The following is a 13,539-nucleotide window of genomic DNA, read 5'->3' as shown; positions in this document are numbered from 1 at the left end:
GAAAAACTATCCAACACTTATCAAAAGTTAGTAAAAACACTGTAGATTAATCAAAATAATAAAGAAAAATATCACGCCTAAAACGAAACTTAATTAAATAAAAAGCTGCTCTCACAACTAAGCAAGAGCAGCAAAACCAAAGAATCAACAATCTTAAAAAATTTTAAACGTTCTCCTTAAGATCTGATTTAATTTTTTTCATTCTTAACTTTGCTCTTACTCCAATAGCGAGAACGCACAGAACAAAAACAATTGAGCAGACAATCACAACCATGTACTTACGAGAACTGCTTAATAACGAACTGCCCAAGCTTTTAACAGCATTAGAGTGCAAAGCTATAGCAGAATTTGCAGGAATAGTGGTTTCAACTTTTCCATTATCTACGCGTACTGTTTTACTGCAATTCCGTGATACATAAACGTTGCAATACTCACCATCAGGTAAATCTGTTTTATAGCTTACATATTTAGGTTTTTCCGTATTATTAATAGCCAAAAAACCTTTATTACCACGGCTAAAAGCAATGTTATTATCATTGTCATCCTGCCAATTTGTTACTTTTGTACCCTTAACAGCATTGTAGAATCCAATCATTCCACGAATCGAAGTTAAACGCTGAGTACACTGCCAAGTTGATTCTTTAGAACAACTAACATCAGGAATAGAAGTCTCCGTTGCGCCAGGAGCACCTTCGTCTCTAGAAGAAAACTTGTATCCAGAATAAACATTAGGAGTACCATACGGGTACGCTAGCATAAAAGCATTAGCAAGTTCATATTTAGTACCATCTTTATAGCTAAGCGTTTTAGTATCACCATCACGCTCAGTATCCCAATTAGTAACAAATATCGCAGCCTTATCGTTTGGAATTAAACTGTCTGTAATATGGTGCAAATTCTCTATTGAGCCGTAGAAATAATTACGCAAACGGTACGAATAATTAAATTCATCAACTTCACCCGTTTTAAGATATTTATCAGGTTGATCTTCTTTAGCACCATTTGTATCACCAATAGTTTCTTGCATCCACCAGATCTTATCCGGTGTAGTACCAGCTTCCTTAGCTGCAGCAGCTTTAATACCTTCAACATCTTTTGGAGACATATGTTTTACAGCATCAACTCGAAAACCTGCCACTCCAATTTTAAGAAGCTTCGCAAAATATTTTCCAAGAATTTGCTGCACATGAGGCTTAGAAGTATCCAAATCAAGCAAACCAACAAGACGATAATTCCACACAACTTCAGCCTTATTATACGTATAAATATTTCTATCTATTTGATGAAAATCATCCTTCGTATATCCTGCATCCGGATAACTTTGAGCAGCAGCATCATACTTACTTCCACCAACGCCAACAGTGTCTTTATTATCAAAACCAGTAGTATGGTTAATAACCGCATCTACAATAATTCCAACACCAGAAGCCTTGCAAGTAGTAACCATCTTCTTAAATTCTTTTTCAGTACCGAGTTTAGAATTAAGCGAATAACTCACAGGCTGATATGAAGTCCACCAAGCTTTACCTTTTATATGATCTTCAGGAGGAGAAACTTGCACATACTTCACACCTTCGGGTCCATACGTTTCTTTACATTCTTTAGCAACACTACGCCAATTTTGTTGAAAAGCAGTAACTATAACGCCTTTAGGAGGTAGACCATTTATACCAGATGATGCCGAAGCATGTGTTGGTGCTATGAACATTACGCTCATAACTATTGTTGCTACTGCAGAAAGCAATGCGCAGACTGTAGAAAATAGATTACGCACACACATGCTTCCGACTCGTAAGCATTTAGATTTTACTACCGTTAAATTAATAGCAGATTTTGCACGACGGATCATCTTCGTTCCTTTCAAGCAAGACAAAGCAGAGTATTACTCGCAACAGTCACACTATGGATAATTATAATACTTTATGCTCGCATAAATCTGAAAAATATAGAAAAACGCCACTCAGCAAGCTAAGTGACGTTGTGCACGTGCCCCCGGTGAGACTCGAACTCACACTGCACAGATTTTGAGGCTGTTTCCTCTACCAATTGGGATACAGGGGCATTTTAAATTTTCCGCGTTTTTGCGCGACTTGTTGACTATACCACACTTTGAACAATATGCAAATACTTAGCATATTTTGAGCGTGTCGCAAATAAATGTTTAGAACAAGATATTGCGCGCAACCCGCATTAAGCAGGAAGCGCGCAATAAATAATCTAAACATAAGCCGCACAAGTTACGAATTAGAAAAACTAATATAAACGTAACTTATTAGCAAAGTAAGCTGCAAAATTAGTCGCAAGCACCTACAGTGTGTACGTAGATGGAATCTGTGCGACCAGCCTGACGCTCACCCTGAGCAGTGCTCAAGACAACGATCTTGTCGCCGTCAGCAACCTTACCAGCTTCACGAAGAACCTTGTCAGTGAAAGTCATAAGCTCATGACGATTCATATTGTGATAATCCTCATCGATAAGGAAGCCTTCAGTGCCCCAGCTCAAAGCAAGCCAGTGATAAGTATGCTCGTTATTAGTCAAACCGTAGATTGGAGCAGCTGGACGTTCACGAGAAATGCGATGAACAGTGCAACCGGTCTGAGTGTAAGCAATGATAGCCTTAGCATTTAACTTTTCAGCCAAATCTACTGCAGCAGAAGACACAGCGCCAGTGCAAGACATATCAAGCTCAACTGTTGGGATACGATCGTAACCATTTTCAGTAGCATACTGAGAAATGCGAGACATAGTCTGAACAGTTACATCTGGATACTTACCAACAGCAGTTTCGTTAGAAGTCATTGTTGCGTCAGCACCATCGAGAACAGCATTAGCGCAATCAGAAGCCTCTGCACGAGTTGGAACAGGAGAATTAACCATAGTTCCAAGAACTTCAGTAGCAACGATTACTGGCTTTGCATAACGACGAGAAAGCTCGATGCAACGCTTTGTAACAAGCGGAACCTGCTCGAGTGGCATTTCTACAGCCATATCACCACGAGCAACCATAATGCCATCGAAGGTCTTCACGATCTCTTCCAAGTTCTCAACAGCCTGTGGCTTTTCAATCTTAGCAACGATCGGAATACGACGACCTTCTTCGTCCATAATTTCATGAGCACGATCAATATCGCTTGCAAAACGTACGAAGGACATTGCAATAATGTCAGCACCAGTACGGATTGCCCAACGAAGATCAGCCTCATCCTTCTCAGTCAAAGCTGGAAGAGACACGGCAACACCTGGAAGATTAATACCCTTGTGGCTGGAAACTGGACCTGCAACAACAACCTTAGTATGAACGTTGTTTCCTTCAACCTTGGTTACCTCAAGACGAACCTTACCATCATCAATAAGAATTGGATCACCTGCATGGCAATCACCTGGCAAGCCCTTAAATGTGGTAGAAGTGCGATGCTCATCACCCTCGATATCATCAGTAGTAATGACGAACTCTTGGCCTTCTTCCAAATAAACCTTATCTTCGCCCTCAGCGTTCTTCTTGAACCAACCGCAACGAATCTTTGGACCTTGCAAATCAACAAGGGCAGCTACATTACGGCCAGTAGACTTAGATGCAGCACGCACATTGTTGTACACGCGCAAATGATCCTCAGGAGTGCCGTGCGAACGGTTAAGACGAGCAACATCCATACCCGCTTCAACGAGCTTGGTAATGCCTTCCAACGATTCGGTAGCTGGTCCGATAGTATCAACGATTTTGGCTTTTCTCATAATGTTTTGCCTATTTCCTTGTTTGTTTATTTTTTATGGGTAATACCCAATTTCCGTGTCTAGTGTACCAGCAAATTGTGACCTATACGCGAAACTCACAAGAGTCACGAAACTATTTATTAGCATCACTTATTAGTATCACTTATTAGCCGCATCCATTTGACGCAACTCTTTCTTTAGATCGCGTATTTCGTCGAGCAAATTGCATCGTATCCAAGAATTAAGAAACTAGAGTATATACTTTCTAACGCTCGGTAGCTTCAAACGATGGTCATGACATTTCAAACACTAATAAACATTTGTTTAGAAAATACCCAATCACATATCTTCGACACACCATAAGACGTATAACAGATTACGAAAATAATAAGAAATTTTCGAAAAATATATGATGTTATAACATTTAGCAAAAAATTTTCATTTAGAGCACCCCCCCCCCGTAGTAAATTTTACAGTCTAAACTAATTTCAAACTAAAAAATATTATGAAAAATAACAAAAATGATAGAATTTTAAATAGATCCGTTTAAATAGAGAGTTTTATTACTGGCATTGGAGAGATTTGTCATAGAATTCGTTCTATTTATTTGTTTGGAAATTCGTTAAAGATTAGGGAAAATTAAGGAGATTGTTATGACTACCGCTAATCCTTCAAAACATACATCATCATCAAAATCTTCTAGAAAGCGTTCTGCACACAAAGTACACACTCTTCCGTTAGCAACAATGGCTGCTTTGTTGACAGCAGCAACCTGCTTAGGCAGCCAGCCTGCAATGGCTGTTACAGCAAACACAATTATTACACCAACATACACTACAACAGCTAAAAGTCTCACGAAAGCTGCCGATCCTGTGTATCAAGATCGTGAAGCTGATGTGGTTGTTAACAATCCAGAATGGCTTAAAACTCCTAATATTCTTGAGTTCCAGCGCTATCGTTCTACTAATGATGAAAAGAAAGACAATAAGATAATTAATTCCAACGAACATGGTAGCGATGAGTACAATACTCTGATTAAAAAAACGGATATGTATGCACATATCGAAACAATAAATGGTGCTAAATATCTCGTGTTCGACGTATTCTTCAACAATGATGCTCAATCGATGGTAACAAATTCAAAGAGGCAGTGGTATATATGGCAAGTACCGTATCAAATTGCTGAATTAAATTCTGATGGTTCGTATAAGAGCGACACAATTCGCGACTTACGTTTTGACGCTTACAAACTTAAAGATAAATTAAAAAACGACAAAAGAAAACGCAAGATGAACCTTACTCTTTCGCGCGATTCTTCCAATTTTGAAAAAGTAGACAATCAGTCAACATCTATAAACTTACTTAGCGATAACGAGAAGAACTTCGGTGTAGGAAAACCTTCAAGATTCCATTATAGTTTAGGACCGAATCAGGGAAGCGATATACAATATGAAGAAGATATGAAGAAGCTATTCCATGGAAATTATCAGGATTACGCTATTGGTAAAGCAACTTACCGAGCGAACCCATATAGTAGCAAGAATTATGGAATAGGTATTCAAACTTCAGAAGTAAATCTTGCATTCCATATGCATGCCGCAGTAAAGCTTAACAGTACAGCGATTAACGAAAACGCTACGACGTATGATGAAAAGTACGCTAATATACATAATGCTTGGACTTGGGCAGATTCTGCAACATATGGAAGCACAACAAGCTCATCCTACGTGTGGCTTTCTGGACGAGATCCAGAATCTGATGAAAAAAACTTAAAACGTCACAAGGATGACAGCATAGCGCCAAAAATTTATTACAATGGCAATGAAATAACCGACGACACCAAGACCATTGAACTCAAGGAAGGCGATAAACTAAGCTTCACTACCACCGATAACAAGGGTTATATTGAGAAGTTTAGTATTTCTGGTTTAAAAGACAAACCTATAACCAAGCGAGGTGTTGGAAGCGAAAGTAAGCCGCTTTCAGCAGGCAACATCAAAGTTGCTAAAAAATGGACGGCAAGGAAGTAACTATTACTTCCGAGGATGGCTCTGGCAACGTTACCACACGCAAAGTTAAAATCACAGTTACTAAAACACTTGCTGAAGAACATCCTATTACCGGTAAAACCATTAATGTTACCGTTGGTGATAAATTACCGGAATTGACAAAACTTGTTGAGATTACAGACAAAGACAAGCTTAAACAGAATCCAACCTTAAAGTGGAACGGCAGTGCTCCAAAAACTGATACAGTTGGCGTATTTACCCATGGTATTAAGGGAACATACTCCGATAATTCCACGAGTATAACAAAACCAGTTGTAACCATCAATGTTAAACCAAAGAAGCCAGTTATCGAAACTGATCTGACTAATCTTGCTGGAAAGAAAGGGCAGAAAGTAACAGTATCTGTTGGAAGCGGTATTCCTGAAGGCACTATTACAACAGTTAAACTGTTTGGTAAAGATAACAAGGAAATCGGCTCTACTACAACGATTAAGGATGGTAAAGCGGAGATTACTGTTAAGGATGGAATTCCTGAAGGCGACGTGTATGCAACAACGACTGTAAAGAAGCCTGATAAAAAGGGTCCTAAAACAACAATTCCAGGATTTGAACTAACTTCAGAAAAAAGTGATACAAGACAAGCTACTGCGCCTAAGGATACTAAGGCCCCAACTATCACTGTTACCGCTACTTCATCGCCTGTAACAGTTGGGCAAGATCTGAAGATTCACATTGTTGCTACAGATGATGTGAAGGTTGAAGAAATCAACTATATACAGGCATTAACGGGCGCCAAGCTGCTTCAAGATACTGATATCACTAGTGGTCGTGCAAGTGTTTCAAAAACCACTGACACTGATCAGGAACAAGTGTTGGATCTTACTGTTACGAATATGCAGCCGAAGGAAGTTGGCACACATACCCTAACCTTCACTGTAACCGACTCGGCAGGAAAAACCGGCACCGCAACTCTAACCATAACCGTGAAGCCAGCTGCTCCAACCATCACTACCCCAACAAGCGGAAGCGATCAAGGCTCAGCCACGATCACTCCAGCAGACGGTACTGATACTCTGGAAATCACTTATACGCCAGAAGGTGAAACCACCACGAAGACCATCACTGTCAAGAAAGGCACTGACGGCAAGTGGAAGATTGATGGAAACACTCCAGAAGGCGTAACCGTTAACGAAAACGATGGTAAAGTCACTATTCCAGCAAACAAAATCAAAGACGGTAGTAAAGTAACCGCTAAAGATAAGAACGGTAACAACACTTCCGACGAAGCCACTGGCCAAACAGGAACCAACCCATCAACCACTCCTGAAACAAAGAAGCCAGCTGCTCCAACCATCACTACCCCAACAAGCGGAAGCGATCAAGGCTCAGCCACGATCACTCCAGCAGACGGTACTGATACCCTGGAAATCACTTATACGCCAGAAGGTGAAACCACCACGAAGACCATCACTGTCAAGAAAGGCACTGACGGCAAGTGGAAGATTGATGGAAACACTCCAGAAGGCGTAACCGTTAACGAAAACGATGGTAAAGTCACTATTCCAGCAAACAAAATCAAAGACGGTAGTAAAGTAACCGCTAAAGATAAGAACGGTAACAACACTTCCGACGAAGCCACTGGCCAAACAGGAACCAACCCATCAACCACTCCTGAAACAAAGAAGCCAGCTGCTCCAACCATCACTACCCCAACAAGCGGAAGCGATCAAGGCTCAGCCACGATCACTCCAGCAGACGGTACTGATACCCTGGAAATCACTTATACGCCAGAAGGTGAAACCACCACGAAGACCATCACTGTCAAGAAAGGCACTGACGGCAAGTGGAAGATTGATGGAAACACTCCAGAAGGCGTAACCGTTAACGAAAACGATGGTAAAGTCACTATTCCAGCAAACAAAATCAAAGACGGTAGTAAAGTAACCGCTAAAGATAAGAACGGTAACAACACTTCCGACGAAGCCACTGGCCAAACAGGAACCAACCCATCAACCACTCCTGAAACAAAGAAGCCAGCTGCTCCAACCATCACTACCCCAACAAGCGGAAGCGATCAAGGCTCAGCCACGATCACTCCAGCAGACGGTACTGATACCCTGGAAATCACTTATACGCCAGAAGGTGAAACCACCACGAAGACCATCACTGTCAAGAAAGGCACTGACGGCAAGTGGAAGATTGATGGAAACACTCCAGAAGGCGTAACCGTTAACGAAAACGATGGTAAAGTCACTATTCCAGCAAACAAAATCAAAGACGGTAGTAAAGTAACCGCTAAAGATAAGAACGGTAACAACACTTCCGACGAAGCCACTGGCCAAACAGGAACCAACCCATCAACCACTCCTGAAACAAAGAAGCCAGCTGCTCCAACCATCACTACCCCAACAAGCGGAAGCGATCAAGGCTCAGCCACGATCACTCCAGCAGACGGTACTGATACCCTGGAAATCACTTATACGCCAGAAGGTGAAACCACCACGAAGACCATCACTGTCAAGAAAGGCACTGACGGCAAGTGGAAGATTGATGGAAACACTCCAGAAGGCGTAACCGTTAACGAAAACGATGGTAAAGTCACTATTCCAGCAAACAAAATCAAAGACGGTAGTAAAGTAACCGCTAAAGATAAGAACGGTAACAACACTTCCGACGAAGCCACTGGCCAAACAGGAACCAACCCATCAACCACTCCTGAAACAAAGAAGCCAGCTGCTCCAACCATCACTACCCCAACAAGCGGAAGCGATCAAGGCTCAGCCACGATCACTCCAGCAGACGGTACTGATACCCTGGAAATCACTTATACGCCAGAAGGTGAAACCACCACGAAGACCATCACTGTCAAGAAAGGCACTGACGGCAAGTGGAAGATTGATGGAAACACTCCAGAAGGCGTAACCGTTAACGAAAACGATGGTAAAGTCACTATTCCAGCAAACAAAATCAAAGACGGTAGTAAAGTAACCGCTAAAGATAAGAACGGTAACAACACTTCCGACGAAGCCACTGGCCAAACAGGAACCAACCCATCAACCACTCCTGAAACAAAGAAGCCAGCTGCTCCAACCATCACTACCCCAACAAGCGGAAGCGATCAAGGCTCAGCCACGATCACTCCAGCAGACGGTACTGATACCCTGGAAATCACTTATACGCCAGAAGGTGAAACCACCACGAAGACCATCACTGTCAAGAAAGGCACTGACGGCAAGTGGAAGATTGATGGAAACACTCCAGAAGGCGTAACCGTTAACGAAAACGATGGTAAAGTCACTATTCCAGCAAACAAAATCAAAGACGGTAGTAAAGTAACCGCTAAAGATAAGAACGGTAACAACACTTCCGACGAAGCCACTGGCCAAACAGGAACCAACCCATCAACCACTCCTGAAACAAAGAAGCCAGCTGCTCCAACCATCACTACCCCAACAAGCGGAAGCGATCAAGGCTCAGCCACGATCACTCCAGCAGACGGTACTGATACCCTGGAAATCACTTATACGCCAGAAGGTGAAACCACCACGAAGACCATCACTGTCAAGAAAGGCACTGACGGCAAGTGGAAGATTGATGGAAACACTCCAGAAGGCGTAACCGTTAACGAAAACGATGGTAAAGTCACTATTCCAGCAAACAAAATCAAAGACGGTAGTAAAGTAACCGCTAAAGATAAGAACGGTAACAACACTTCCGACGAAGCCACTGGCCAAACAGGAACCAACCCATCAACCACTCCTGAAACAAAGAAGCCAGCTGCTCCAACCATCACTACCCCAACAAGCGGAAGCGATCAAGGCTCAGCCACGATCACTCCAGCAGACGGTACTGATACCCTGGAAATCACTTATACGCCAGAAGGTGAAACCACCACGAAGACCATCACTGTCAAGAAAGGCACTGACGGCAAGTGGAAGATTGATGGAAACACTCCAGAAGGCGTAACCGTTAACGAAAACGATGGTAAAGTCACTATTCCAGCAAACAAAATCAAAGACGGTAGTAAAGTAACCGCTAAAGATAAGAACGGTAACAACACTTCCGACGAAGCCACTGGCCAAACAGGAACCAACCCATCAACCACTCCTGAAACAAAGAAGCCAGCTGCTCCAACCATCACTACCCCAACAAGCGGAAGCGATCAAGGCTCAGCCACGATCACTCCAGCAGACGGTACTGATACCCTGGAAATCACTTATACGCCAGAAGGTGAAACCACCACGAAGACCATCACTGTCAAGAAAGGCACTGACGGCAAGTGGAAGATTGATGGAAACACTCCAGAAGGCGTAACCGTTAACGAAAACGATGGTAAAGTCACTATTCCAGCAAACAAAATCAAAGACGGTAGTAAAGTAACCGCTAAAGATAAGAACGGTAACAACACTTCCGACGAAGCCACTGGCCAAACAGGAACCAACCCATCAACCACTCCTGAAACAAAGAAGCCAGCTGCTCCAACCATCACTACCCCAACAAGCGGAAGCGATCAAGGCTCAGCCACGATCACTCCAGCAGACGGTACTGATACCCTGGAAATCACTTATACGCCAGAAGGTGAAACCACCACGAAGACCATCACTGTCAAGAAAGGCACTGACGGCAAGTGGAAGATTGATGGAAACACTCCAGAAGGCGTAACCGTTAACGAAAACGATGGTAAAGTCACTATTCCAGCAAACAAAATCAAAGACGGTAGTAAAGTAACCGCTAAAGATAAGAACGGTAACAACACTTCCGACGAAGCCACTGGCCAAACAGGAACCAACCCATCAACCACTCCTGAAACAAAGAAGCCAGCTGCTCCAACCATCACTACCCCAACAAGCGGAAGCGATCAAGGCTCAGCCACGATCACTCCAGCAGACGGTACTGATACCCTGGAAATCACTTATACGCCAGAAGGTGAAACCACCACGAAGACCATCACTGTCAAGAAAGGCACTGACGGCAAGTGGAAGATTGATGGAAACACTCCAGAAGGCGTAACCGTTAACGAAAACGATGGTAAAGTCACTATTCCAGCAAACAAAATCAAAGACGGTAGTAAAGTAACCGCTAAAGATAAGAACGGTAACAACACTTCCGACGAAGCCACTGGCCAAACAGGAACCAACCCATCAACCACTCCTGAAACAAAGAAGCCAGCTGCTCCAACCATCACTACCCCAACAAGCGGAAGCGATCAAGGCTCAGCCACGATCACTCCAGCAGACGGTACTGATACCCTGGAAATCACTTATACGCCAGAAGGTGAAACCACCACGAAGACCATCACTGTCAAGAAAGGCACTGACGGCAAGTGGAAGATTGATGGAAACACTCCAGAAGGCGTAACCGTTAACGAAAACGATGGTAAAGTCACTATTCCAGCAAACAAAATCAAAGACGGTAGTAAAGTAACCGCTAAAGATAAGAACGGTAACAACACTTCCGACGAAGCCACTGGCCAAACAGGAACCAACCCATCAACCACTCCTGAAACAAAGAAGCCAGCTGCTCCAACCATCACTACCCCAACAAGCGGAAGCGATCAAGGCTCAGCCACGATCACTCCAGCAGACGGTACTGATACCCTGGAAATCACTTATACGCCAGAAGGTGAAACCACCACGAAGACCATCACTGTCAAGAAAGGCACTGACGGCAAGTGGAAGATTGATGGAAACACTCCAGAAGGCGTAACCGTTAACGAAAACGATGGTAAAGTCACTATTCCAGCAAACAAAATCAAAGACGGTAGTAAAGTAACCGCTAAAGATAAGAACGGTAACAACACTTCCGACGAAGCCACTGGCCAAACAGGAACCAACCCATCAACCACTCCTGAAACAAAGAAGCCAGCTGCTCCAACCATCACTACCCCAACAAGCGGAAGCGATCAAGGCTCAGCCACGATCACTCCAGCAGACGGTACTGATACCCTGGAAATCACTTATACGCCAGAAGGTGAAACCACCACGAAGACCATCACTGTCAAGAAAGGCACTGACGGCAAGTGGAAGATTGATGGAAACACTCCAGAAGGCGTAACCGTTAACGAAAACGATGGTAAAGTCACTATTCCAGCAAACAAAATCAAAGACGGTAGTAAAGTAACCGCTAAAGATAAGAACGGTAACAACACTTCCGACGAAGCCACTGGCCAAACAGGAACCAACCCATCAACCACTCCTGAAACAAAGAAGCCAGCTGCTCCAACCATCACTACCCCAACAAGCGGAAGCGATCAAGGCTCAGCCACGATCACTCCAGCAGACGGTACTGATACCCTGGAAATCACTTATACGCCAGAAGGTGAAACCACCACGAAGACCATCACTGTCAAGAAAGGCACTGACGGCAAGTGGAAGATTGATGGAAACACTCCAGAAGGCGTAACCGTTAACGAAAACGATGGTAAAGTCACTATTCCAGCAAACAAAATCAAAGACGGTAGTAAAGTAACCGCTAAAGATAAGAACGGTAACAACACTTCCGACGAAGCCACTGGCCAAACAGGAACCAACCCATCAACCACTCCTGAAACAAAGAAGCCAGCTGCTCCAACCATCACTACCCCAACAAGCGGAAGCGATCAAGGCTCAGCCACGATCACTCCAGCAGACGGTACTGATACCCTGGAAATCACTTATACGCCAGAAGGTGAAACCACCACGAAGACCATCACTGTCAAGAAAGGCACTGACGGCAAGTGGAAGATTGATGGAAACACTCCAGAAGGCGTAACCGTTAACGAAAACGATGGTAAAGTCACTATTCCAGCAAACAAAATCAAAGACGGTAGTAAAGTAACCGCTAAAGATAAGAACGGTAACAACACTTCCGACGAAGCCACTGGTAACGCCGGAAACAACAACGGAAATTCTGGTTCTGGAACAGGTTCTGGTTCTGATTCGGGTAACGATTCCACGTCTAATAATGGCGGTTCAGATAGCGGATCTACTACTGGTGGTAGCAGCTCTACAGATTCCGGCGCTCAAAATAGCACCAATGAATCAAGTAGCGCTGATAATGCTAACAACGCTGGTAACACTGAAACCGGTAATGCTGGCAACAGCAAAGCTGGTAATGCATCCACTGGTGCTTCAGGTTCCAACGCATCTACTAAGTCTGGCAACAAGGTTCCTGCAAAGCATTCGTCCCAATTAGTAAAGACTGGTGCTGAAGTGGAACGAGCAGGATTGATCAGCGCAATGATTGGTGTACTGGGAGCTGCAGCAGCATTCTTCTCTCGCAAGAAGAATCGCGAGTAAAAAGTTCACCTACAAAATTAAACAAAAGTGAACCAATAATTGAAAATAATTAGAAAAAGGAGCTGAGCCACAAACCCAGCTCCTTTTTCTATATCACTGCTCACTTACACATACAAACTCTTGTATTGTGATTCAAAACATATCTTATTTAAGAAAAACCATCTTTGAATATATTCAAATAAACGATAATAAAATTAATAAAAACAATTTTTGACGGAACTGCAATATAAAAATTGCTCTTAAACCACACTTCCCCACATAAACGGCTGGGTGCAAAGTGTGTGCACCTTTTAACGTTAACATCCTGTGCACTCAACCCTACACCGTCGACATGTTTCCCCAAACAGCCAAAACACACTCAAAAATCGCCAAGAACCAGCTTAAAGCCGCTTCACATTAAACCCTTTAGCAATAAAAGCTGTAAATTTAAAAATGTATTATTTTATTTCTTAAACAATTCTGAATGTGTACCAAGCCTATATAACATCAAAACAAGAACTTCATTCTTAATTTCATAAACTAAAAGCCAATCTGGTTCAAT

At 43.1% G+C, this 13,539-nt stretch carries 5 protein-coding genes and 1 tRNA gene; 2 read left to right on the top strand and 4 right to left on the bottom strand.

The window, feature by feature from the left end; translation table 11 throughout:
• Window positions 1–163: 163 nt before the first annotated feature.
• The 3 genes from ACPFYS_RS00030 to pyk all read right to left on the bottom strand — a co-directional run bounded on the left by ACPFYS_RS00030 (window position 164) and on the right by pyk (window position 3,733).
• Window positions 164–1,708: an alpha-amylase gene (locus ACPFYS_RS00030; protein WP_427877685.1), complete on the bottom strand. Its 1,545-nt coding sequence runs from the start codon at window positions 1,706–1,708 to the stop codon at window positions 164–166.
• A gap of 279 nt (window positions 1,709–1,987) precedes the next feature.
• Window positions 1,988–2,061 (bottom strand) — tRNA-Leu (locus ACPFYS_RS00025).
• 232 nt (window positions 2,062–2,293) lie between these two features.
• The gene (gene pyk / locus ACPFYS_RS00020; RefSeq protein ID WP_427876722.1) at window positions 2,294–3,733 is read right to left on the bottom strand and encodes a pyruvate kinase; all 1,440 of its coding nucleotides are present in this window, start codon (window positions 3,731–3,733) and stop codon (window positions 2,294–2,296) included.
• Between the two features lie 632 nt (window positions 3,734–4,365).
• Here pyk and ACPFYS_RS00015 point away from each other — a divergent pair.
• On the top strand, window positions 4,366–5,742 hold the full coding sequence (locus ACPFYS_RS00015) for a hypothetical protein (RefSeq protein WP_427876720.1): 1,377 nt from the start codon (window positions 4,366–4,368) through the stop codon (window positions 5,740–5,742).
• Window positions 5,724–12,998 (top strand): hypothetical protein, encoded by a 7,275-nt coding sequence (locus ACPFYS_RS00010; RefSeq protein WP_427876718.1) that lies wholly within the window; start codon window positions 5,724–5,726, stop codon window positions 12,996–12,998. Before ACPFYS_RS00015 ends, ACPFYS_RS00010 begins: the two co-directional genes overlap by 19 nt.
• A 442-nt stretch (window positions 12,999–13,440) precedes the next feature.
• Here the strand turns inward: ACPFYS_RS00010 and ACPFYS_RS00005 are convergent, their stop codons facing one another.
• Entirely contained in the window at window positions 13,441–13,539 is a 99-nt protein-coding gene (locus ACPFYS_RS00005) for a type II toxin-antitoxin system YafQ family toxin (protein ID WP_427896807.1), read from the bottom strand.

Origin of the sequence: Gardnerella sp. 2492, assembly GCF_050320365.1 — a bacterium.
Lineage (GTDB): Bacteria > Actinomycetota > Actinomycetes > Actinomycetales > Bifidobacteriaceae > Bifidobacterium.
This window is presented reverse-complemented; position numbering and strand designations above follow the sequence as displayed.